This window comes from Sphingomonas sp. GW821-FHT12D09 (assembly GCF_058807215.1).
Genome location: NZ_JBXAQL010000001.1, coordinates 1016772 through 1039017, shown reverse-complemented (window position 1 = coordinate 1039017; position 22246 = coordinate 1016772). Strand labels below are relative to the sequence as shown.

19 protein-coding genes are annotated in these 22246 nt (G+C 66.2%); 4 read left to right on the top strand and 15 right to left on the bottom strand.

Translation table 11 applies throughout. The features are described 5' to 3' along the window. Both rplA and rplK read right to left on the bottom strand, forming a co-directional pair. Complete coding sequence (gene rplA / locus AC1RPL_RS04690) at positions 1-693, bottom strand: 50S ribosomal protein L1 (protein ID WP_493068091.1); 693 nt, start codon at positions 691-693, stop codon at positions 1-3. A gap of 4 nt (positions 694-697) precedes the next feature. Then, positions 698-1129 (bottom strand): 50S ribosomal protein L11, encoded by a 432-nt coding sequence (gene rplK, locus AC1RPL_RS04685; protein WP_493068090.1) that lies wholly within the window; start codon positions 1127-1129, stop codon positions 698-700. Positions 1130-1359: 230 nt separating this feature from the next. On the opposite strand from rplK, the gene AC1RPL_RS04680 reads away from it, so the two are divergent. Together AC1RPL_RS04680 and AC1RPL_RS04675 are read left to right on the top strand one after the other, a co-directional pair. Beyond that, positions 1360-2097 carry a hypothetical protein gene (locus tag AC1RPL_RS04680; protein ID WP_493068089.1) on the top strand — a complete coding sequence of 246 codons (738 nt, stop codon included), beginning with the start codon at positions 1360-1362 and terminating at the stop codon, positions 2095-2097. Positions 2098-2254: 157 nt separating this feature from the next. Beyond that, positions 2255-2902: a hypothetical protein gene (locus tag AC1RPL_RS04675; RefSeq protein ID WP_493068088.1), complete on the top strand. Its 648-nt coding sequence runs from the start codon at positions 2255-2257 to the stop codon at positions 2900-2902. 55 nt (positions 2903-2957) lie between these two features. On the opposite strand, the gene cyoD is transcribed toward AC1RPL_RS04675, so the two are convergent. The 4 genes from cyoD to cyoA are packed head-to-tail and all read right to left on the bottom strand — an operon-like array spanning position 2958 to position 7041. After that, complete coding sequence (gene cyoD, locus AC1RPL_RS04670) at positions 2958-3323, bottom strand: cytochrome o ubiquinol oxidase subunit IV (protein WP_493068087.1); 366 nt, start codon at positions 3321-3323, stop codon at positions 2958-2960. Then, positions 3320-3955: a cytochrome o ubiquinol oxidase subunit III gene (cyoC, locus tag AC1RPL_RS04665; protein WP_493068086.1), complete on the bottom strand. Its 636-nt coding sequence runs from the start codon at positions 3953-3955 to the stop codon at positions 3320-3322. The genes cyoD and cyoC overlap by 4 nt, the downstream gene beginning before the upstream one ends. 1 nt (position 3956) lies before the next feature. Continuing rightward, positions 3957-5954, bottom strand: a complete 1998-nt coding sequence (cyoB, locus tag AC1RPL_RS04660) for a cytochrome o ubiquinol oxidase subunit I (RefSeq protein WP_493068085.1) — start codon at positions 5952-5954, stop codon at positions 3957-3959. A 16-nt stretch (positions 5955-5970) separates the two neighbouring features. After that, a complete protein-coding gene (gene cyoA, locus AC1RPL_RS04655) occupies positions 5971-7041 on the bottom strand; it encodes a ubiquinol oxidase subunit II (RefSeq protein ID WP_493068084.1) in 1071 nt (356 codons plus the stop codon). Between the two features lie 250 nt (positions 7042-7291). Here cyoA and AC1RPL_RS04650 point away from each other — a divergent pair, with 250 nt between their 5' ends. After that, positions 7292-8620: an MFS transporter gene (locus tag AC1RPL_RS04650; protein WP_493068083.1), complete on the top strand. Its 1329-nt coding sequence runs from the start codon at positions 7292-7294 to the stop codon at positions 8618-8620. Positions 8621-8744: 124 nt separating this feature from the next. After that, positions 8745-9152, top strand: a complete 408-nt coding sequence (locus AC1RPL_RS04645) for a hypothetical protein (RefSeq protein ID WP_493068082.1) — start codon at positions 8745-8747, stop codon at positions 9150-9152. On the opposite strand, the gene AC1RPL_RS04640 is transcribed toward AC1RPL_RS04645, so the two are convergent. The 9 genes from AC1RPL_RS04640 to AC1RPL_RS04600 all read right to left on the bottom strand — a co-directional run bounded on the left by AC1RPL_RS04640 (position 9149) and on the right by AC1RPL_RS04600 (position 22246). Next, positions 9149-9820 carry a spermidine synthase gene (locus AC1RPL_RS04640; protein WP_493068081.1) on the bottom strand — a complete coding sequence of 224 codons (672 nt, stop codon included), beginning with the start codon at positions 9818-9820 and terminating at the stop codon, positions 9149-9151. The two genes, AC1RPL_RS04645 and AC1RPL_RS04640, sit on opposite strands and share 4 nt — an antisense overlap. Before the next feature lie 73 nt (positions 9821-9893). Next, positions 9894-10433, bottom strand: coding sequence for a transcription termination/antitermination protein NusG (gene nusG / locus AC1RPL_RS04635; RefSeq protein WP_116842097.1), 540 nt, complete (start codon positions 10431-10433; stop codon positions 9894-9896). 34 nt (positions 10434-10467) lie between these two features. Beyond that, positions 10468-10665: a preprotein translocase subunit SecE gene (gene secE, locus AC1RPL_RS04630; RefSeq protein ID WP_493068080.1), complete on the bottom strand. Its 198-nt coding sequence runs from the start codon at positions 10663-10665 to the stop codon at positions 10468-10470. 168 nt (positions 10666-10833) lie between these two features. Beyond that, positions 10834-11415 (bottom strand): YqaA family protein, encoded by a 582-nt coding sequence (locus tag AC1RPL_RS04625; protein WP_493068079.1) that lies wholly within the window; start codon positions 11413-11415, stop codon positions 10834-10836. A gap of 87 nt (positions 11416-11502) precedes the next feature. Next, a complete protein-coding gene (locus AC1RPL_RS04620; RefSeq protein ID WP_493068078.1) occupies positions 11503-12246 on the bottom strand; it encodes a LuxR C-terminal-related transcriptional regulator in 744 nt (247 codons plus the stop codon). 34 nt (positions 12247-12280) lie between these two features. Then, on the bottom strand, positions 12281-13255 hold the full coding sequence (locus AC1RPL_RS04615) for an SUMF1/EgtB/PvdO family nonheme iron enzyme (protein WP_493068077.1): 975 nt from the start codon (positions 13253-13255) through the stop codon (positions 12281-12283). Positions 13256-13258: 3 nt separating this feature from the next. Then, a complete protein-coding gene (locus AC1RPL_RS04610; RefSeq protein ID WP_493068076.1) occupies positions 13259-13597 on the bottom strand; it encodes a hypothetical protein in 339 nt (112 codons plus the stop codon). Further along, complete coding sequence (locus AC1RPL_RS04605) at positions 13581-20648, bottom strand: hypothetical protein (protein WP_493068075.1); 7068 nt, start codon at positions 20646-20648, stop codon at positions 13581-13583. The genes AC1RPL_RS04610 and AC1RPL_RS04605 overlap by 17 nt, the downstream gene beginning before the upstream one ends. Further along, complete coding sequence (locus AC1RPL_RS04600; RefSeq protein WP_493068074.1) at positions 20645-22246, bottom strand: hypothetical protein; 1602 nt, start codon at positions 22244-22246, stop codon at positions 20645-20647. Before AC1RPL_RS04600 ends, AC1RPL_RS04605 begins: the two co-directional genes overlap by 4 nt.

Sequence of the window (22246 nt, the reverse complement as noted above, 5' to 3'; positions counted from 1 at the left end):
TCAGACGGTCGCGACTTCCGCGACGTCGATCTTCACGCCCTGGCCCATCGTCGAGCTGAGGGCGACCTTCTTCAGGTACTTGCCCTTGGCGCCCGACGGCTTGGCCTTGACCACTGCGTCGACCAGCGCGTCGAAGTTCGCGCGCAGGTCTTCCGCCGGGAACGACGCCTTGCCGATGCCCGAGTGGATGATGCCGGCCTTCTCGACGCGGTACTCGACCTGACCGCCCTTGGCGGCCTTGACGGCCTCTGCGACGTTCATGGTCACGGTGCCGAGCTTCGGGTTCGGCATCAGGCCCTTGGGACCCAGCACCTTGCCGAGACGGCCGACCAGGCCCATCATGTCCGGCGTCGCGATGCAGCGATCGAACTCGATCTTGCCGCCCTGGACGATCTCAAGAAGGTCCTCGGCGCCGACGACGTCCGCACCAGCTTCTCGAGCCTCATCGGCCTTCGCGCCCTTGGCGAACACGCCGACGCGCACGGTCTTGCCGGTGCCCTTGGGCAGCGTGACGACACCACGGACCATCTGGTCTGCGTGACGCGGATCGACGCCCAGGTTCAGCGCGACTTCGATGGTCTCGTCGAACTTCGAGGTCGCGCCCGACTTCACGAGGGCGATCGCCTCGTCGATGCCGTGCAGCTTCTCGCCGTCGATGGTCCAGGTCTTCTGCTTCTTGGTCAGCTTTGCCATGTCTTTAGCCCTCCACAACCTGGAGGCCCATCGCGCGGGCCGAGCCCTCGATGATGCGGGTGGCCGCCTCGATATCGTTTGCGTTCAGGTCCTTCATCTTGACCTGGGCGATCTCGCTCAGCTTCGAGCGCGCGATCTTTCCGGCGGAAACCTTGCCCGGCTCCTTCGAGCCCGACTTCAGGTTCGCGGCCTTCTTGATGAGGTAGGTCGCCGGCGGCGTCTTGGTCTCGAACGAGAACGAACGGTCCGCATAGACAGTGATGACGGTGGGGAGCGGGGTGCCCTTTTCCACGTCGCCGGTCGAGGCGTTGAACGCCTTGCAGAATTCCATGATGTTCACGCCGCGCTGACCCAGGGCCGGGCCGATCGGGGGCGACGGGTTTGCAGAGCCGGCCGGCACCTGCAGCTTGATATAGCCGGTAATCTTCTTTGCCATGTCACTCTCTTTCGTGGGACCTTTGCGCGAGGCTCGGGTCCCGGATCAAGTCGAGCGGTAAAGCGGCCGTGCGAACACGGCCTCCCGCGGGTTTCCATTGCTGTTGCCTTGGAAGAGCGCGCGCCTAGCGTATCCGGGCGCGAAAGGCAATGCCGGCAAGCGGGCCTTTGCGCCTCTTGCATGGCGACCGGTGTCATGCTCAATTCGGCTGGTTAAGAGGGGGGGAATGCATGAATAGCAAGCTGCTGTCGGCAGTCGCGTATGCGGCTGTCCTGTTCGTCGTCGCGCCGGCCAGCGCCCAAGAGGCGCCCGTAACCGCAACCGCCTCACCCGCCGTGTCCGACCCGGCGCTGCCGTGCGAGCTGCACGTCTGGCCGACGCAAAATTATCTGGGCATGAACTCCGGCCTGCTCTCCGGCTTCGGTGCGCTCGGCGCGGTCGCCGACATGTCCGCGCACAAGGATCGGGTGGCTACGGTCAAGGATCTAATGCGCGATTATCTGGGCCCGGAAATCCAGATGGAGGAGCTCAACAAGCTCGGCATCGCCGAGACGCTGAAGCTCAAGGGATATCGGATCATCCTCGAGGAGCCGACGCCGTTCAACGAGGACCTGAAGAAGGACCCCGCGCTCAAGGCCAAGGCCAAGGCGATGAACGCGCGGATCAAGGCCGGCAGGCGCCTCAGCGATTCGACGCATGGATGTTATGCCGAACTGATCACCACGATGATCTTCTATCACAAGGCGATGATGTACGGCTCGAACCTGTTCACCGGCTGGATCTATCGCGAGTTCGGCGACAAGCAGATCGCCACCCGGACCGCCACGGGCGCGGTGAAGAACCCGCTCGAGGATTTCCCGGCCAAGACGCCGGAAAAGGCGGAGGCCGCCAAGGCCGAACTGCGTGACGCGTTCTCCAAGGACTTCGTCGAATATGTGCAGAAGAAGGTGATGGGCGGGTCGAAGTAACCTGCCTGCGGGCCGGCAGCGCGTGCCGGCCCGTTCATTTCCGTGCATGTTCGGTCTTGCCAATTGGCCAGACCCAGATCACGCTGCCAGGACCGGCGGCACGAGCATCGCTCCCACGAGATCGCCGGGCAATCCAGGAGGCGCCTGGAGAAGATGCATGTTAAAGCATAATCGTACCGCTGCACTTGCGGCTGCCGGCCTGATCCTCGCCACCGCGGGCGTGGCCTGGGCCTACACCACCGACACCGATGCAAACGGCACCATCACCAACATCAGCGGCGGCAAGCGCTTCGTCATCAAGCAGCGCACCGACAGCACCCCCGGCCGCGCCGAGCTGCGCGGCACATCCAGCACCACTGGCGCATCGGCCAGCGGCCGGTTCAAGCTGGTGAGCGGCGGGAAATATGTCAGCGTGATGCAGGTGCTCAACGTCGTCGCTGCCGGCTCGACCTCGGGCCCGTCCGAGCCGATCACGCAGCTCGCCGTGCGGCCCAAATCGGGCGGCAATTACGAGTTCTACGTTGTCCAGGGCAGCCAGGTCTGCAGCGGCGCACCGACCGTGGTGGTGGGCAGTTCCTACGACGTCAGCGTATCGGTGAGCACCGGCCAGAGCCCGGAATACCGGATTAACGGCACCGTCTGCAAGAAGTCGAACCCGGACGGGGATAAGGCCGGCACCGTCTATGACGGCAGCCTCAAGAGCGGGCGCCATTTCTACCCGAAGATGGGCGCCTACAATACGAGCAGCAACCAGTCGCAGAGTGGCGGCGGCTCGACGATCGAATGGACCGAGATCGCGATTTGAAGGGGTAGGGATCGGCCGGGCCTGGACTGGCCGATCCCCAATAAGGTGCGGGCCCCTAGTGCCTGCCCCCCATATCGGCCGGCATCGGCATCATGTTGGTGTTGAGGTGGTACATCACCCAGATCGACCCGCCGATCGTCAGCACCACGATCACCGTGGTGAACAGGAAGGCGAGCAGCGTCCAACCACCCTCTGACCGCGTGTCGAGATGCAGGAAGAACAGCACATGGACGACGATCTGGACGATCGCGAAGGAGAAGATGATCGCCGCGGTCCACCCCGGCGAGAGCGTCGGGCCGCTCATCACCAGCCAGAAGGGGATCACCGTCAGGATGATCGCCAGGACGGAGCCGATGCGGTGGCCATTGCCATGGGCTTTTGCGTTGCCGTGGCTGGCGGTTGTTTCGTGCGGGGTGCTCAACGGATCACTCCAAACAGATAGACGAAGGTGAAGACGCCGATCCAAATGATGTCCAGGAAGTGCCAGAACATCGACAGGCAGATCAGCCGGCGCCTGGTCGCGGGGATCAGGCCGTGCTGGCCGATCTGGACCAGCATGACGACCAGCCAGATCAGCCCGACGGTGACGTGGGCGCCGTGGGTGCCGACCAGGGTGAAGAAGGCCGAGAGGAAGGCGCTGCGGTCCGGCCCGGCATTCTCCGCGATCAGGTGCGAGAACTCATAGAGCTCGATCCCGATGAACCCGGCGCCGAGCAGCCCGGTCAGCGCCAGCCAGAAGCGCAGCGGGCCGACCCGGCCCGCTTCCATGTGCGGCATCGCTTCGCCAAAGGTGATCGACGAGGCCAGCAGCAGCCCGGTGTTTAGCGCGACCAGCTTCAGGTCGAATATCTCGCGCGGCACCGGGCCGCCGGCATAGGCGGCGCTCACCACGCCGAACATCGCGAACAGCGAGGCAAAGATGAGCGCGTCGCTCATCAGATAGATCCAGAAGCCCAGGATCGTCGGGCCGCTGGCCCCGTGATCGTGATGCTCTTCTTCCTCGGTGAGGTACCAGGTCGGAGTGCCCTGGGGGTCGAGTGCGTGGTCGGTCATGTCAGGCCCCCTGCGCAAGCAGCTGCGTGCGCTTGTCCTCGGTTGCGGCGACTTCCTCGGCGGGAATGTAAGTGTCGCGCTTGAAGTTGAAGGTGTGGGCGATGGCGACCACGAACAGGCCGGCGAAGCAGACGGCAGCGAGCCACCAGATGTACCAGACCATCGCGAAGCCCATCACCAGCGCCAGACCGGAGAGGATGACGCCCGCGCCGGTGTTCCTGGGCATGTGGATCGGGCGGAAGCCGGTGGTTGGCCGTTCGTACCCACGCTCCTTCATGTCGTGCCAGGCGTCGAGGTCGTGGATCACCGGCGTGAAGGCGTAGTTGTAGGCCGGGGGCGGCGACGAGGTCGACCACTCAAGGGTGCGGCCTTCCCAGGGATCGCCGGTCAGGTCCTTCAGCTTGTCGCGCTTCAGCCAGCCAACCAGGATGCTCATCACGAAGCCCAAGATGCCGACCAGGATGATCACCGCTCCGATAGCAGCTATCACGAAGTAAGGCTGGATCGAGGGATCGTCGAAGTGGTTCACGCGGCGCGTGGTGCCCATCAGGCCAACGATGTAGATCGGCGTCCAGGCGATCCAGTAGCCGATCACCCAGCCCCAGAAGGCGACCTTGCCCCAGAACTCGTCGAGCTTGAACCCGAAGGCCTTGGGGAACCAGTAGACCATGCCGGCGAACAGGCCGAACACCACGCCGCCGATGATCGTGTTGTGGAAGTGCGCCACCAGGAACAGCGAGTTGTGCAGCACGAAGTCCGCCGGGGGGATGGCGAGCAGCACGCCGGTCATGCCGCCGACTGTGAAGGTCAACATGAACGCCAGCACCCACATCATCGGCAGTTCCCAGCGGATGTTGCCGCGGTACATCGTGAACAGCCAGTTGAAAATCTTCGCGCCGGTCGGGATAGCGATCACCATGGTGGCGATGCCGAAGAAGCTGTTGACCGTCGGGCCTGCACCCATGGTGAAGAAGTGGTGCAGCCACACCAGATAGCTCAGGATGGTGATGACCACCGTCGCGTAGACCATCGAGGAATAGCCGAACAGACGCTTGCCGGTGAAGGTCTGGGTGATTTCGGAATAGATGCCGAATGCGGGCAGGACGAGGACGTAAACCTCGGGGTGGCCCCAGATCCACACCATGTTCCAGTACATCATCGGCGCGCCGCCGAGCTCGTTGGTGAAGAAATGGGTACCGGCATAGCGGTCGAGCAGCAGCAGGAAGAAGGCTGCGGTCAGCGCCGGGAAGATGGCGATGGCGAGGATGTTCGAGCAAAGCGCGGTCCAGCAGAACACCGGCATCTTCATCATCGTCATGCCTGGGGCGCGCATCTTGATGATCGTTGCGACCATGTTGATCGCCGATAGCGTTGTGCCGACGCCGGCTATCTGGAGTGACCATAGATAATAGTCGACGCCTGTATCCGGGCTGTACGCCAATCCGGCGAGCGGCGCGTAGGACAGCCAGCCGGTCCGCGCGAACTCACCGACGAACAGCGAGATCATGGTCAGCACCGCGCCTGCTACCGTCAGCCAGAAGCTGAGGTTGTTGAGGAACGGGAACGCCACGTCGCGCGCGCCTATCTGCAGCGGCATCACGAAGTTGATGATGCCCACCACCAGCGGGATCGCCACGAAGAAGATCATGATCGTCCCGTGCGCGGTGAAGATCTGGTCGTAATGGTGGGGCGGGAGGTAGCCGGGGTTGTCCCCGAACGCGATCGCCTGTTGCGCGCGCATCATCAGCGCATCGGAGAAGCCGCGCAGCAGCATGATGATCGCGAGGATGATGTACATGATGCCGATCTTCTTGTGATCGACGCTAGTGAACCACTCGGTCCAGAGATAGCCCCACAGCTTGTACTTGGTCACCACGCCGATCAGGCCGAGGCCAAGCAGCGAGACGATAATGAAGGTGCCGAGCAGGATCGGCTCATGGAAGGGGAAGGACTCCCAGCTCAGGCGTCCGAACACCGTCTTGATCAAGGTATCACTCATGGCGGTTCCGTTGCGCTCAGGCCCGGGCGGCGCGCGGGGCGCCGGGGAGGGGAAGGGGGTTCAGGGCGGACATGTCCCGGTTGGCCGGGTCACCGGGCTTGTGTTGCCCGGGTGGATGTCCGTCCTTGGGCTTGGTCACGTTGGGACCGCTTCCCTTGTCGTCCGGCTCCTTCTTCAGCGCAGGGGTGGGCGTGCCGCCCATCGGCATGGGCACGCCCATGTGCGGATCGTGCGGCTTGCCGGCGGCGCGCAGCATGTCGTTGCGCATCACATCGACCATGCAGGGCTTGCCGGGCTCGACGCACTGGTTGACGATCTTGTCGAACAGGCCCGGCTGCGCCGCGGAGAAGCGCATCGCCGGCACCTTCTCGCTCGGCTTGGCCAGCGCGATGTAGGTGTTGGCATCGAGGGTGCCGCCGGCGGCCTTCACGCCCGCGACCCAGGCATCGAAGTCACCCTGGCTCACGCCGCGCAGCTTGAAGCGCATGTCCGAATAGCCGCGGCCGGTATAATTGCCCGAATAGCCCCAGCTCTCGCCCGGCTTGTTGAGCACTGCGTTCAATTCCGACTTCATCGTCGGCATCGCGTAGATCATGCCGGCCAGCGTCGGCGCGTAGAAGGTGTTGAACTGGTCGGTCGAGGTTATCGAGAAATGCACCGGCCGATCGACCGGTAGCGCCAGCTCGTTGACCGTGGCGATGCCCAGCTCCGGATAGATGAACAGCCACTTCCAATCCAGGCCCACGGCCTGGACTTCGAGCGGCTTGGTGCCCGCCGGAATCGGCTTGCCCGGCGCGATGCGCTCCAGCGGTCGGAAGGGGTCGAGCAGATGGGTGCTCGTCCAGGTCACGGCGCTCAGCGCGATGATGATCAGCAGCGGGCAGGTCCAGATGATCAGCTCGAGCGTGGTCGAGTGATCGAAGTTCGGATCATAGACCTTGTTCGGATTGCTCTTCCGATACTTCCACGCGAACCAGACGGTCAGCGCCAGTACCGGCACGATGATCAGCAGCATCACCCCCGTGGAGAACAGGATGAGGTCGCGCTGCTGGACGGCGATGTCGCCGGTGGGGTTCATCACCACCATGTCGCACCCGCCCAGCAGGGCAGGCAGGGCTATTAGGGGTAGGCGCGCCGCGCGTTGTGGGGCCTTGATGAGCTTGGATCCTGGTCTCCGCATGCGCCCCAGCTAACCCTCCCTTGCTCGGCTGCCTTTGACCGAAGTCAAAGGGCTTCCGATGGCCGTCGGTTAGAGTTGAACCAACGACGCGCTGAATCGTTGCGCACCCGTGCTTCCTGCAATGCACGGTGGGATTTCTGGATAAGGACCGACTGGGATGGTGGCCACGCTGAGCACGACGAACTCGACGATGCTCGAGCGCGATGCCCGCCTGATCAATGCGCGCGGCCACGAAGTCCGCCCCTCCGACATCGCGGTAGGCGTAATCATCGGCCGGGCGTCGGAGTTCTTCGATTTCTTCGTCTACGCGATCGCCTCGGTCCTCGTCTTCCCGGCGGTGATCTTCCCTTATGTCGATGCGCTCACCGGCACGCTCTATTCCTTCGCCGTCTTCGCGCTGGCATTTGTCGCGCGTCCATTCGGCGCGCTGCTGTTCGTCTGGCTCGATCGCAAGCACGGGCGCGGCGTCAAGCTGACGATCGCGATGTTTCTGCTCGGCGGATCGACTGCGGCGATGGCTTTTCTACCCGGCTATGCACAGGCAGGCGGCGTGGCCGTGGCGCTGCTCGCCCTGTTCCGCCTCGGCCAGGGTTTCGCCCAGGGCGGCACTTGGGACGGGCTGCCCTCGCTGCTCTCGCTCAACGCACCCACCTCGAAGCGCGGCTTCTACGCGATGATCCCGCAGCTCGGCGCCCCGATCGGCCTGTTCGTGGCGTCGGCGGTGTTCGCCTTCCTGCTGTCCACGCTCAGCCAGGCCGATTTCCTCGACTGGGGCTGGCGCTATCCTTTCTTCGTCGCCTTCGTGATCAACGTCGTCGCGTTGTTCGCCCGGCTGCGCCTGATCTCCACCCCCGAGTTCGAGCGTCTCTACGAGACTCAGGAGCTCCAGCCGACGCCGGTCCCCGAGCTGTTTCGCGAGGAGGGACGCACCGTCATCCTCGGCGCCTTCGCCCCGCTCGCCAGCTTCGCGCTGTTCCACCTCGTTACGGTCTTCCCGCTCTCCTGGGTGGTGCTGAAGGGTGAGCCAACAGTCCATTTCCTGATGATCGAGCTGGCCGGCGCCGTGGTCGGGCTGCTTTCGGTGGTCGCATCCGGCTATGTCGCCGACCGCATCGGCCGCCGCACGCTCCTCGGGGTCTCGGCTGCCTTCATCGCTGCCTATAGCGGCTTCGCGCCCCAGCTGCTCGGCACGGGTTCGACCGGCGAGTGGGTGTACATGATCCTCGGGTTCATCCTGCTCGGCCTGTCGTTCGGTCAATCCTCGGGCGCAGTGAACAACAGCTTCTCGGCCAAGCGCCGCTATACCGGCGCGGGCACGACGGCCACTGCCTCCTGGTTCATCGGCGCGGGCTTCGCGCCGCTCGCCGCGCTCTTCCTTGCCAGCCAGTTCGGGCTGCTGGCGGTGGGCGCCTATCTCCTGTCCGGTGCAGTCTGCACGCTGGCGGCACTGGGCATCAACCGCGAGCTCGGCAAGAAGGAAAGCTGAGCGGGAGGGCGCGATTTCTCTCGGCCGCGCACCGTCCGCGCGTAAAGCCGGCTATAAGTATAAGGCCGCGTATTTCAGACTATTTCGTCAAGGGCGCCCCCGGCACGCGCCGGGGAGCGACCGCGTGCTGAGCGAATTGCAGGGTCTACACGCCCAGATCGAGGCCAATCTCGAAGCGCTGGACGCCCTGACGGCGCTGGCCGAGCCGCCGCAAACCCTCTCCGCGGTCCGCCTTTCGCTCACCCGCGCCAGTCGCCGCCGCACGATGCTGATCGAAAGCCTGTATCCCCAGCTCACTGCCAAAGCGGACGGCCGGGGGAGGGCGGAGCTCGAAGGATTGCGCGCGGAGGCAAAGACCGGCCTGGTCACATCGGCGCGTCACATCGGCGAGTGGACCCTGCGCGAGATCGCCTCGAACTGGGCCGGCTATTGCGCGGCTTCGCACACAATGCGCGCCGCGATGCGCGACCGAATTCACCGTGAAATCGCAGTGATCTATCCGCTGATCGAGGGACGCAGCGAAGCGGCCTAGCGCTTCCGCCCGAACCAGATCACGTGCTTGGCGCCCTTGCCGTTGCTCCGTGCCCGCACCGTGACTTCATCGACCGCGAAGCCGGCCTCGCCCATGCGCCGGGCAAAGGCCTTGTCCGGCGCGGCGGACCACACTGCCAGCACGCCGCCGGGCGCCAACGCGGCACGGGCCGCTTCGAGCCCCCGCATCGAATAGAGCCGGTCGTTGCCCAGCCGAGTTAGCCCGTCGGGGCCGTTATCGACGTCGAGCAGGATTGCATCGAAGCCGGCGCGGGTGCGGGCGATTTCCGCGCCGACATCGCCGATCACCACATCGACGCGCGGATCCTCAAGGCAGCCCGCCGCGAGTTCCGCCATATGCTCGCGTGCCCAGTCGATGATCTTGGGCACCAACTCGACCACCACCACCTGCGCATCCGCGGGCAGCACGGCAAGCGCTGCGCGCAGCGTGAAGCCCATGCCATAGCCGCCGATCAGCACCTGCGGCGCCTTGCGTTCTGCGATGCGTTCGACGCTCATCGTCGCCAGCGCTTCCTCGGATCCGCTCATCCGGCTGTTCATCAGCTCGTTGCGGTCGAGCACGATCATATGGTCCGCGCCGCGCCGGAACAGGCGCAGTTCGTCGCCGCCGGGCACCGGAGCGATGTCGATCAGTTCGCGCGGCACCATGGCCCGTCTCCCGAAAAGCAAAGGGCCGAAGCTTGCGCCCCGGCCCCCAGCATGATTACCGCCGTTGCCGGCCTTACTTGATGCGCTCGACGTCCTCGAAGCCCAGCTCCAGCGGCGTCGCGCGCCCGAAGATCGAGATCGAGACCTTCACGCGGCTCTTGTCGTAATCGAGCTCCTCGACCACGCCCGAGAAGGTCGCGAAGTTGCCGCTGGTGACCTTGACGGTGTCGCCGATGTCGTAATCGACCTTGACCTTCGCCTTGGGCGCTGCGGTGGCCGCCTCGTCCTTGGTGTTCAGGATGCGCGCGGCCTCGGCCTCGCTGATCGGCTGCGGCTTGCCCGACGAACCCAGGAAGCCCGTCACCTTCGGCGTGTTCTTCACCAGGTGATAGACGTCGTCGTTCATCTCGAGCTTGGCGAGGACGTAGCCCGGGAAGAACTTCCGCTCGGACTGGATCTTCTTGCCGCGGCGAACCTCGGTCACGGTCTCGGTCGGCACCTCTACGGCTTCGACCAGGCGGTCGAGGCCCATGCGGGTGGCGTCGGCCAGGATCTGGTCGCGGACCTTGCCCTCGAAGCCCGAATAGGCGTGGATGATGTACCAGCGCGCCATGCGTTCGTTCTTTCCCTTTGGTTTTCGGTGCGGCTTACTGCGCCAGGCGCAGCAACGAGTTGACGATGAAGTCGAAGATCGCGTCGATGCCGAGGAAGAACACGCCGAGCAGCGTAGTCATGATCATCACCATCACGCCGGTCATGATCGTCTCGCGGCGCGACGGCCACACGATCTTGCGCGCTTCGGTCTGCACCTGCTTCACGAATTCGGTCGGACTGGTCTTCGCCACTTGGGCCATCCTCGCTTCAAAGTTCGCCGACTGCGGGGCACGGGTCCGCTGCCCGGTCCTTCTGAAAGGACCCGGCGTTTCCCACCCACGCTGTCGGATTGGGGGCTGTATCTAGCGAGTCGCGGGCAAGCGCGCAAGCTGGGGCGCGGGGAAAAGAAACGGGGCGGCTCAGAGCAGCGCGACGGCGACGAATCCGAGCACGATCAGCGCCAGGAACGCCCAGGCGAACAGGTCCAGTCGCTTCTCGATGAACTCCTGCACCGGCGCACCGAAGCGCTTGAGCAGCGCCGCGACGATGAAGAAGCGCGCCCCTCGGGTGATGCAGCACAGCAGCACGAAGAGCGGGAAGTTGAAGCTCGCAGCACCGCTGGCGATGGTCACCAGCTTGAACGGAATCGGCGTGAGCCCCTTAAGCAGGATGATCCAGGTGCCATATTCACTCTGGTAGGCGTGGATCGCTTCAGCGAGCTTGGCCTCCAGGTGATAGGTATGGACGATCCACTCGCCGACGGTCTGCATCAGGCCATAGCCGATATAATAGCCGAGCATGCCGCCCAGCACCGACGCGATCGTGCAGACGAGCGCGATGCGGAAGGCCTGCTCTCGGCGTGCGATCACCATCGGGATCAGCATGGCGTCGGGTGGGATCGGAAAGAAGCTGCTCTCCGCGAACGAGACCAAGCCCAGCAGCCAGATCGCGTGGCGGTGATGCGCCATGCGCAGCACCCAGTCGTACAGAGGACGGAACATCGGTGCCGGGCAGCTTTCGATTGCGGGAGACGCCCGTTCTTTATGGGCGGGCCCGGAACTTGTCCATGGCAGGCAACCGCGAAGCGCCTAAGCGTGGATGGCGCGCTGTACGACGTCGTTGGCGGGATAGGGCGCGCACAGCATTGCGGCTGCCTCGCCGCGATTCTTCACGCGTAGCTTAACGATGATGTTGTGGACGTGGTTCTTGATGGTCGAGACCTCGAGCCCGAGCATCCGCGCGATCTGCTTGTTCGAAAGGCGTTGGCCGACCAGCCCGAGGATGTGGTGTTCCCGCTGCGAGAGCTTGTCGAGCTCCGACTGGCGCACGCGGCTGACGGCAAGGTCGGCGAGCCTTTCCTGCATCAGCCGCACGATCCGCGGCGCGCAATGCAGTTCGCCGCGCGCGGCCGCATCGATCGTACCGATCAGGTCTTCGAGCGAATCATTCTTGGTCACGAAGGCCGCGGCACCTGCCTCGATCAGGGCCAGGATCTCATCGTCGCTCTCCTCCAGCCCCAGCGCGATTACCGGTTGCCCGGCTGCGACACGGAACGCTTCGGCGATCGAGGCGGTCGGGCTGGTGGCGGCGGAGCCCAGTGCGATATCGATCAGCACTAGCGCGCGTGGGCTGGCATCAAGGTAGCCGGCCAGTTCAGTCAGGTCGAGACAGGTGCGAATATCGCCGAGCTGATCATGCGCGCAGAGCATCGCGCGAAGCCCCTCGCGATAGATTCGACTCTTAATACAGAGCACGACATCCCACATGTCGCTCCCCCGCCCGCGATCGTTGAAAGACCAGTCTCCGCGCGATTCGCGGAATCGGTCGTGCATACAAGTCTACCAAGATATTTCATAAGAAGAATAGTCAATTCGATCCATACACGAGGCGAAAGCGGCAAGACATTTCGGTCGTGCAGTTCCTGATCAATGCTGGAGCGATGAATAGTTTTCCGGAAACCATGATTTCCTCCGTGCTATCCGTGTGTTGCACGACCCATTCGCCAGGACCATTGACCAATCCCGTGACTCCCCAAGGGGACAGATCGACGCGTGCGTCCGGTCGCGCGTTGGCACCCCATGGGAAGCGGCGCCCGTCGGGACCACGTGCAGCCGTCTCCCATTGTGCCTGGCCGGGAAGCGTGACGGCGCGTCCGAGCGTGTCGGCGAGCGCGGCCGCCACCGCCTGTGCGTCCGCGAGCGTAGCTTCGCCGCGTGGTTCGGCGTCGATGTAGAACCCCTTTCCCGGCGTTTCGCGGCGCGGCGGGTTGGAACGCCAGTCGCCACGGATTTCGGCCTCGCCCAGCCAGTGCGGGACCGGCGGTACCCAGGCAAGCAGGCTGCCATCGGCCAGCATCGGGCCCGCCGAGCTGGTTTCGACGCCTGCGAATTCGGGCGGGGCGGGTATCTCGTCGGGAAGGGGATGTGTAAGTGCGTGGACAAAGGCGTCGAGACCGGGAGGAAGGCCCGCGACGTTGCCGTCGAGCGCCTCGACGACCTCATCGGGTAGCGGGCGTCCGCGCGGCCCGCCGAGCCGGACGAGAGCGGCGTCACGCAAGGCGAGCAGCGCGCGCGTCTCGCGGGGAGTTACGCCGTCCTCGGGCAGGCTCGGCAGCTCCAGGCGTGCGATCGCCGACACCAGAGGTTCGGCGCGGAGCCGGGCGGCGGCAAGCATCGCGGTAATGCGGATCTCCCAGTCCGTGTCGGCGAGCCCCGTGGCCAGCATCGCCTCGACGCCGGCACCGGCCACGCCATCCTGGGCAAGCCAGCGCAGCACCTGCAGCTTTTCCCGCCGCCAGCCGGGTAGAGCGAAGAGCGCGGCCGAAGAGTGGGCAAGGCGCATTTCCTAATCGCTCGCGGGTTCATGGCGGAGAAAGACGATGCGAACATTGTCGCCATGGTCAAGCGGGAGCTGCCCCGTACCCGTCACTATGACATGGCCGATGCGCGCATAGGCGGCCGAGGAGAGCTGGGTCCAGATGTCGTTGAGATAGGCGGACAGGTCTTCGTCAATATGCTGGGCAAGGGTACGATCCTCGTCGCTATCCTGGGCGAAGAAGAAATCGAGCCGCCACTCCCCGCCGTGATAGCCCAGCAGGATCATCCGGCAATTTGCGGTTATCGAGGCACGCATAGCCTGCACCAGCATGGCAGTGACCCAGACCCAGTCATTTAGTGTCGGCACCGCGAGGCCTCCATTTCGGATTGGTCGGAACGACCGTGGAATAACGGCTTCCGGAGACGATGAATATATTGGTTGGCTGGTCGTTGTGACCGCTAGTCTTGTTGTTGTTGAAGCCCGTCACGCCAGCGACCTGGACCACGAGATTGCCATTCTCCTTGCCAAGTATCACTGCGGTGCCACTGTTGACTGCGTCTAGCACGCGCTGCGCGTCGCTTGCATTCTCCAGATAGCTGCCCTTTTGCGCGCCCCATTCCGGCGTGCCCTTCACATGCGTGGCCTGATCCCGCACCGCGACCGAGCGAGACTGAACCGGTGTAGCATTGGGATCGAAATGTTGACCCTGCAGCACCGCGGCTAGAACTTGGCGCGGGGTCCGCAACACCTCTCCGGTCACGGGATGGCGCACACCGGGCGGAATCCGCTGGATGACGCGGCCATCGTCTCCGAAGATTACGATCGGCAGGGTTGATTTGTCGTTCTTGAGGATGTCGTCCAAGTCGTCGCCGACCGCAAAACGCACCCGCTCCAGCGTCGGCTCGTTGATCTTTCCGACGAGATCGGGCCGCGTCTCCGTCTGCGCGAGGAGACGCGGCTTCTCCACGGTGTTCTGCTCGATGAGCGGCGTGCTGCGATCGAAGCCGAAGTCCTCGCGGATCCACACGGTCTCGAAACGAAGTGGGACACCGGGATTAGCCTCTACAAGGCGCGCGATCATGTTATTGAATTCGCTGATCGCGCCCCCCCCCATGTAGAAATCGGCGATGACGAAGCTGGTCATCGGAGGCTTCCCCTTGATCGCTGCCTGGATCGCTGGCTGCATTTCCGTGGTACGCTGTTTCTGGGGTCCCTTGCGGACCGGGAGGAAATTATCGGGCAATGTGCTCGATCCGGGTGGACTTAGCACCTCGAGCAGGAACGAGCCGCCGGTATCGACGCCGAGAACCAAATCGAATTCGCCTTCAGCGATGTGATTGCGTAGCCGGTCAACGGCGGCAATATTCTCCTGAAGAATGCTCTCCAGGATATAGCCTTCGAACATCAGCCCTTCGACAGGCTCGTCGCCGCGCAAGGCATCGGCAACCCAGTCAGTCGATGGGCGGCGTTTGCCAGCCTGACCGCCTTCAAGCATGATGCGGAGCGTCTCCCGATATAGCTTGCGCTGATATTCGGTTCCCGTCTGGTTGAGCTCCTCGGCTAGCAGGCGCAGGATCCTGGTCTCCTTGCCTTCCCCGCGGCGCGCCTCAATCCTGCCCTCGTTGTGCTTGGCCGTCGGGTATATGCCGAGCGGTTCGAGATGCACCGTCACATCGAGCAGCGTCCGGCTCGGAATGCCCGTTTCCTTCGCGAGCGCTTCCGCGAAAACCAGCGCCTTGGCGAATTCCTCGCGATAATGTCCGCCTTGCACGATCGATTGATCGACGAGTGCGCGAAGCTGACCGAGCTTCTCGACGATATCCGGGGACCCGAGCAGCGCGCGCTGCGCCTCGGTCAACGCGCGGCCGGTTCCTTCATCCTCGGCCGCGACATAGCCCCGACCGGGCATCCCGCGCAGGCTGGCATCGGCTAGGATCGCCTGGTTGAGCAGAAGCTGGCGTTCGAGCGAGCGGATATCGGCCTGGGCGTGCGCCTGCATCTCAGGCGTGAGCGCGCGTCCTGCCAGCTCGTCTATCCGCGAGGTGACGATCGCCGAGAGCTTGGCGATCTCGAGCTGCGCCTCCCAGCCGCGCGAGCCCACCTGGAGTCCCGAGCGCGTGGCGGTTGCCAGGGCGTCGGCGAAGGCGCGGCGGATATTGCCCAGCGTGCCGCGGTAGCGCTGCATCGCCTGGATCGTGCCGGCGTGTAGCGCGATGTCGAGCGGGGTGGCGTGCGGGCCGACGCGGATATCGACCCCGACGATCTGGTTGCCGATGCGCAGCGGCTCGACGTGAACCGCCCGGCCGGTGAGATCGGGATCGGCGGTGATCGAAGCGCCCTCGCGTAGCCTTCGCGGGATCGCGGATTCGAGCGCGTCGGCGCGGATCTCGGCAGCGGTGCGCGGGCGGGGGTTGCCCTGCGCGTCGAGCGGCACCGAAGTGACTGGGTGCGCCGCCGCGGTCTCCAGCGTCGGTAGCAGGCCGCGCGCCTCGATCTCGGCGCGCATCCGGCGGCCTTCGGGGTGCTGGAGGAAATCGGCGAGGCTCGCGCCGGGATTGTCCTGGTGGAAACGGCTATAGCTGTCGAGGATGACGCGGTTGGCCTCGGCGAGCCGCCCGGTCTCGCTGTGCATCCGCAACCGCGTGCGTGCGCCGACAAAGGCATGCGATGCGATGGTCATACCGCCTTCGAGCATCCGCCCCATCAGTGCGGCCTGGAGCATCGCCATGCCGCCGCCCTCAAGAAAGGCGTGGAGCGGATCGCCTTCCCAAGTGGTGTCGGTAAGCGTGATCTGGGTGAGGGTGGAGGGCAGCGCGCCCACCGCATCGTTGATGCCTTCTCCCAGGAAATGCGCGGCGGCGCGTTCGAAGCCGGCTCGGGTGGGCATCACGCGGCTTGCCGCACGGGCGACGGTCGCCATGCCAGGCAGGCGGAGCGCACGTTGGGCGAGGCTGCTTTCGGCGGCGCGTTCGACCATGCGTGCAGCAACGGCGCCGACGCGGCTACGCGCGATCAGGGCCTCCAACCGGAGGGCCATGCGCCCGCCAAGGCCGTATTTAGCGAGGCCGCGGCTGGCGATCGCATCGACGATCCCGACGGTGACGTCGAGCGCCATGTCCTCGCCGCTATACGATCCGCCCTGGATAAGCTGCTTCGTGGCCATCGTCGCCGCAGTGGAGGCGAGAGACGAGATCAGTGCGGAGAGTGCGGCGATTGCCGCCGGGCCCATGGTGCCGGCGCTCAGCGCGGTGACGATCGCGCCGACGACCACACCGACGACGATACCGACAACCTGCGTCGCCGTGTCGGTGACCGAATCGATCTTGCGGCGATGATCCTCGACCGCGTCCTGCACGCGCTGCACCCGGAAATCGACTTCGTCGCGCAGCCGGACGCGCTCGGCCCGGGCTTCGTCGGTGTCGGGCCAGGTGGTGCGCTGCAGGTCGCCGTCCAGCGCCTCGAGCCGCGTGCGCTCATACTCGATGCGCCGCGCCTCACGGCCGGCGGCGACTCCACCCAGCACGCCGGTGAGCTCGCCCAGCTCGCGCTCGCTGCGGCGCCGCTCCTCGGCGATGCGCGCTCGGGCGGATTCTGGGGCGCCATGCTCGATGCGGTCCATGACGTCGCTCTCGTCGCGGCCGCCCAGTTCGTCGCGCAGCATCGCATCGAAGCTCTCGCCGGGATGCATATTTTCCCACTGGCGGCGCAGCGTACGGATCCCGTCCAGCGTCATCGTCGAGACCAGTTGGCGCAAGGCTGCTTCGTCGGTGCCCAGGCCCACCGTGGCGTGTTCGACTTGCTGGAGTGGGGTCAGGCGGCCACCCTGCTCCAGCCGTTGCATCGCGGCGGTGTGATCGGTGCCGCTCGTGGCACGCCACACCGTGACGTAGAGCGAGCGATCATACTGGTTCCCGTAGAACTGATTGAGCCGCGCCATGGAGGCGCGCGAGTCTGCCTGCGCGGCATCGGCCATGCCGTGTTCCATCTCGCGCTCGAGCGCCATTCTGCGGCGCGAGATTTCCTCTTCGGACAGTTGCGGAGTGGCGTTGCTCCATTCCTCGACCGCGCGCGCGACGCGCATGCTACGGGCAGGGCCTTCGTCGAGCCGCCGGGCCTCCAGCGCGCGGTCATATTGCGACTGGAGGACTGCGTTGATCTTGTCATCGGAGGCGTAGAATGCGCTCTGGTCCTCGACGCGAATGCGCGCGGCGTCGGCGGCAGTGGCGTCGTTGGCCTGCAGCGCGTTGGCGAGGTCGAGCTCGGGCCCACTGAGCTCGGAGCGATATGCGCGCGCGAGGACGGAGCCGCCGCCTTCCTGGTCGCGATATTGCGCGACATTGGCGTAGCGCTCGCCGAAGCGCTGCTCCAGTGCGGCGTTGCGGCGGCGGATCTCCGCCTCCATCTCGGCCGAGGACCAGCCTTCGTTGCGCGCGCGGGCCAGCACTTCGGCGCGCATGTCGGTATAGACACGCTCGATCTCCTCCTCCGAGGTGCCTAGACCGAGGAAGCCGCCCCGCATTGCGTCGTCGACCGCAATGGCGTTGGCGGTATCGGTGTCGCCGGAAAGCAGGGCGAAGGCGCGGTCGCGATCGTTGCCCGGATCCATGTCGCCGCGGATCGCCTCGTCGAGCGTCTCGCCATAGCGGCGCAGATATTCGGCGCGGATCGCCGCGGCCTCGACAGCGGACTTGCTGGCAAGCACGGCAAAGATCGCCGCCTCGTCAGTACCCGGGCCGGCGATCGCGTCGTGCAGCGCGATGGCATCGCCCGCCGCCTGCTGGCCTTCGAGCTGCGCCATCGCGCGGCGATATTCGTCGCCGCTCAGCTCCCAATCGAGATCGCTGTCCAGGCTGCTGCCATAGAGGGCGTAATAGGATTTCCGCACCGCGCTGGCACGCAACGGCGTGAGACCGCGCAGCGCCGAGAAGATCGACGCCTCGTCGGTGCCCATCTGGTCCATCGCGGCATGAAGACGCTCCGCGAGCTGCCTGCCGTCGAAGCCGCCGCCGCCATCGGCGCGCGCGACATCGTTGACCCTGTCCGCGCCTGTCAGGTCGCCATCGCCGACCGGGGTGGCGATCACCGATTGCTCGAAGCTGGCGCGCGCGCTGGCGAGGCGTGCTTCGACCAGCTTGCCGCGCAGCCGGATCGAAGCGAATTCGAGCGGATGCGTGCCGGCGGGCAGCGCGAAGAACTGCCGGAGCGTTTCGCGCTGTGCGGCGGTGAGCGTCTGGTCGGAGAGCACCTCGTCCTGCGTCATTTCGGTCGCGAGCTGTGCGTTGGCGCGCGCGATGAGCTGGAGATCGGCGGCGACGGAATCGCGCATCTCGCGCGTGCGGCGGACGCGCCATTGCTGGTTGGCCTGGTCGACCCCGTGCAGCCAATTGCGAATCCGCCCGATGAAGCGCGACCACCAGCCCTGGCCCTCGAGGATCTTGTCATCGGCCCAGCTGCGCGTCGCGACGATGGCGCGGTCGCCGGCGCCCTCGATATCGGTGCGGTGGGTCTGCGTCGTGGTACGCGCCGTGCCGATCAGCTGCCGGAAAACCGTGCCGATCGCGCGGATACGCTCGTCGCTCCAGGTGCGGATCGCGATGTTGATGTCGGCGAGGTGCGCCTCTCGCACACGATCAGCCGGACTGCGCGCAGGACGTGGTGCGGCGGGGGTAAGCACCTGATATTGTTCGCGCTCGACCAGTGCGCGATAGGCATTGGCCTGCTCCTCCTGCGCAGCGTTGAGATCACGTGCGCGGCGGTCGCCGGCTTCCTGATAATGGCTCGTCTGGGTGGTGACGTGTTCGCGGATCCAGTCCAACGTGCGGTCGCGGCGACGGTTGACCACCGCGGGGTCCGAACTGCCGCCCGCCGCTTCCTGCCGGCGCAACGTCTCCTCTTCCGCCTGGTCGGCGGCGCCGGCGACCGCGTCCATTGTCCGCTGCCCCTCGGTCTGGACGGTGCGGGTCGCAGCGGCGGTGGTATCGGTCGCCTGACGGGTCGCCGCCGCGCCGCTTTCCGCCAGCACGCGCTGGCGATCGGCGATCATCCCCTGGAGCTGCGTTGCCGACACGTTCGCGGCAGTGGCGATCTCATTGAGTTCGACGGTGATCGAGCTCTTGATCTCGGTGCGCATGTCGGCGCCGATCTCGGGGAAGGCCCGCTTGAGCGCCCCGCCGGTAAAGGCCGCGGTACGCAGGCCGTCGAGCACCTGGTTGGCGGCGGTATCGGTATCGGCGAGCAGCCGCGCGACGACCTCGCCGACCGGGACGCGCATCGCCTCGGCGAGGGGCGGCACGGGCTGCGGTCCGGTATCGGGCGCGATGATCTGCGGGCCGCGGCCTTCTCGCCCGGCGGGGCGGGGGTCGCCGCGCAGCTGGGCGAGGGCGGCCTGAATCCGCGTGGCTTCGGGTGTGCGCTGGCCGTCAGGGCCGACGGCGTTGGGATCGGTCTGGGCCAAGGCGGCGGCGGCGGGCGAGGTGAGCACCTGGAACATGTCGCTGCCGACCGGCGCCTCGCCAGCGCGCGGCAACGTCCCGCCGACGTTGACCTCGTTCTCGATCGGCCGGGTCGGTGAGGGTTCGAGCGGTGGTGCCTGCTGGTCGGGCAGGCGGAGGTTGGACAGCGCGAGGATGCGGCTCGTCTGTTCGGGGACGGGGTTGCTCGCCGGAGGCGCGGGCGGATCCTCGACCACGGGCTGGACGGGCACATTCGAGAGCGCTTCGCCCGGCAGCTGGTCGCGCGCGGCCTGGTTGCGGGTCTCGGCCGACTGGACCCCGGCGAGGACGGCGCCCTGCGCATCGGGGGGAACGGCTATCCGGGGCTGGGGAAGGCGCGTACCGGCGGAGGCGACGCGCCCCTGCCAGCGGCGCACCACTGCCCCGGGGCCGCCGCTGCTATCGCCCGCGGCATCCGCGTCGGGGGCGGGGGCCGGAGCCGCTGGCGGCGCGGCGCTCGGCGCGGATGGCGGCGCGCCGTCGGGGGGTGGGATCTCGGCCTGGGTAGGCGGCGGCCCCGGCGGGACATCGACATGCTCTTGCTGGGGCGGGGGAGCGGCGCCGGTCAGTACCTGCGTGGTGGCCGTGTTCGGCAATGATGGGGCCGGCGGCGGCGGCGCCGGTGCGGGAGCGACGGGGAGCGCTCCGGGACTGTCGATCGAGGCGGGATTGTCCTCGGCTGTGGCCGTGAGAGGGTCGGCGGACGGGGGCGGTGCGGATGCAGCCGGGCCCATCGGTCCGTCGTCCAGCAGGCCGGCGAGGATTTCGGCGATCTCGGTCCAGGAGTCGCGGGCCGGCTGGCCGGCGCGGGCGGCGCCGAAACGGTCCTCGGCGCTATCCGTGCGCTGCGAACTAGTTGGGCGTCGCCGTTGCGTGGTCGTCGTATCCGGCTCGGGCGCCCGGCCCTGGAGCGCGGCGCGTGTCATGCCTCGCCACCTTGGAACTCGAAGACAAGGCGCTTGCCAAGCCAGACGAGCAGCCCGGGATCGCCATCCAGGCCCGCGCGTCGCAGGTCGAGATCGACGGCCTCCATCGGCAGCACGACACGGATCGTATCGCCGTCGAGCAGGATACGGCCAGGCGCAGCGAAAGGCTCGGCGAGGGTGCCGGGCGCCAGCGGCGTGCCGAGCATCGACTCGGCGCAGGCGAGGAGGAGCGCGGCGCACCAGGAAGCCAGCTCAAACCCGTCAGGCGAGAATTGTGCCTCGAGCAGGGCGATGCGTTCGGTGAGTGCACCAGGATCGACATCGGAGCCAAGCAGATGCGAAGCGCCTTCGCGCGCCACCTCGCCGAGCTCGTCGCGTGCCCATTGCGGAAGCGGTCCGGTTGTCGGTGGGGCCGCGGGGAAGGCGGCGTGGAGCACGCGCGGAGCACAGTCCTCCATAGTGTCGGCGAGCCGCGCAAAGGCCGCCGCGAGCACCGCCCCCTCATCGACGCCGATTCGCCAGAGCCGTTCGGGCAGATCGAGCCGCAACGCTATGTTGAGGAGGAAAAGCAGGCGCGCCCAGCCGGTGGTGTAGGCGCGTTGTGACAGGGCCATGGCCGGCGCGTGCGCGGCATCCTCGGGTACCGCAGATCGCGTTGACCGAGGCGCCTCCTCCGGCGAATTGCGTGGGAGGCTGTCCGCCGCGGGTGACGCCGAGTCCTTCACGGGCGCGGCTGTTCCGGCATCGCGGGGCTCAGCCAGGGCATCGGGATGCAATGACAGCGGCATGGGCTTTGCCGACTGGGTTTCCGGATGCCCGGAGCGCAGGGATGATTTTCGCCTCCGACCTGCTGCTTTCGTCTTCCGCGGCACGGAAGGTGTACCCGCCGAGGGCGCTGGCTCACGTGGTAGGAGTAACGCTGCCGTCGGTTCGTCGGCCGCGCCGGTCCACTGGGCGGAGGGGGCTTCGGTCTCCGGCATCCGCCTGGCTATGGCCGCGCGAACCGCGGTCGCGATCGCTGCCGAGCGGTCGGTCGCGACAAGCGGTTCAAGTGTCGTCAGCGCCCTGATGTCGAGGCGGGCAAGCACAGTGTCGAGTTTGCCCGCCGCGTGACAGCGGCGCAGAAGCTGGCGACGCAGGGCAGGGGGCTCGCACGCCGCACGTGTCCAGACTTCCGCAAACGACTCCCGCATATCTCCCGGACCGGGACGCGCCTCCGCCGCCGCAACCAGCGCCACCGCGAGCATATGTGCGGCATCGAGATAGATCTCCGCGATCGCGTGCGGTGGGGGCGCCGATGCGCCTTGGCGGGGATGCGGCACCGTGGCTGTGATCTGCGCCGCGAGTTCCTCGCCGAGTTGCGCGGCGTAGGCCGAAGTGGCGAATTCGGACGGCCGCAACGCGCAGCGGATGCTGAGCCGGCGGATGCAAATCACTGCCCGTTCACCATAGACGCGGGCCAGCCGCCGCTCCATTGCGCGCAGCACCGCGGGTACGAATACCTCGCCCGCCTCGCGCTGGAGCGCCGGAACCCGTCGCTCCAGCGTGCCGGGTGCGATCAGCCTCAGGCCGAGCGCGTCGACCTGAACCGAAGCCAT

Excerpts from the sequence above, each read along its gene's own strand:
- rplA (WP_493068091.1), bottom strand. The coding sequence starts at position 693 with ATGGCAAAGCTGACCAAGAAGCAGAAGACCTGGACCATCGACGGCGAG.
- rplK (WP_493068090.1), bottom strand. The coding sequence starts at position 1,129 with ATGGCAAAGAAGATTACCGGCTATATCAAGCTGCAGGTGCCGGCCGGC.
- AC1RPL_RS04680 (WP_493068089.1), top strand. The coding sequence starts at position 1,360 with ATGAATAGCAAGCTGCTGTCGGCAGTCGCGTATGCGGCTGTCCTGTTC.
- AC1RPL_RS04675 (WP_493068088.1), top strand. The coding sequence starts at position 2,255 with ATGTTAAAGCATAATCGTACCGCTGCACTTGCGGCTGCCGGCCTGATC.
- cyoC (WP_493068086.1), bottom strand. The coding sequence starts at position 3,955 with ATGACCGACCACGCACTCGACCCCCAGGGCACTCCGACCTGGTACCTC.
- cyoB (WP_493068085.1), bottom strand. The coding sequence starts at position 5,954 with ATGAGTGATACCTTGATCAAGACGGTGTTCGGACGCCTGAGCTGGGAG.
- cyoA (WP_493068084.1), bottom strand. The coding sequence starts at position 7,041 with ATGGTGGTGATGAACCCCACCGGCGACATCGCCGTCCAGCAGCGCGAC.
- AC1RPL_RS04650 (WP_493068083.1), top strand. The coding sequence starts at position 7,292 with ATGGTGGCCACGCTGAGCACGACGAACTCGACGATGCTCGAGCGCGAT.
- AC1RPL_RS04640 (WP_493068081.1), bottom strand. The coding sequence starts at position 9,820 with ATGGTGCCGCGCGAACTGATCGACATCGCTCCGGTGCCCGGCGGCGAC.
- nusG (WP_116842097.1), bottom strand. The coding sequence starts at position 10,433 with ATGGCGCGCTGGTACATCATCCACGCCTATTCGGGCTTCGAGGGCAAG.
- AC1RPL_RS04625 (WP_493068079.1), bottom strand. The coding sequence starts at position 11,415 with ATGTTCCGTCCTCTGTACGACTGGGTGCTGCGCATGGCGCATCACCGC.
- AC1RPL_RS04620 (WP_493068078.1), bottom strand. The coding sequence starts at position 12,246 with ATGCACGACCGATTCCGCGAATCGCGCGGAGACTGGTCTTTCAACGAT.
- AC1RPL_RS04615 (WP_493068077.1), bottom strand. The coding sequence starts at position 13,255 with ATGCGCCTTGCCCACTCTTCGGCCGCGCTCTTCGCTCTACCCGGCTGG.
- AC1RPL_RS04605 (WP_493068075.1), bottom strand. The coding sequence starts at position 20,648 with ATGACACGCGCCGCGCTCCAGGGCCGGGCGCCCGAGCCGGATACGACG.
- AC1RPL_RS04600 (WP_493068074.1), bottom strand. The coding sequence starts at position 22,246 with ATGGCTTCGGTTCAGGTCGACGCGCTCGGCCTGAGGCTGATCGCACCC.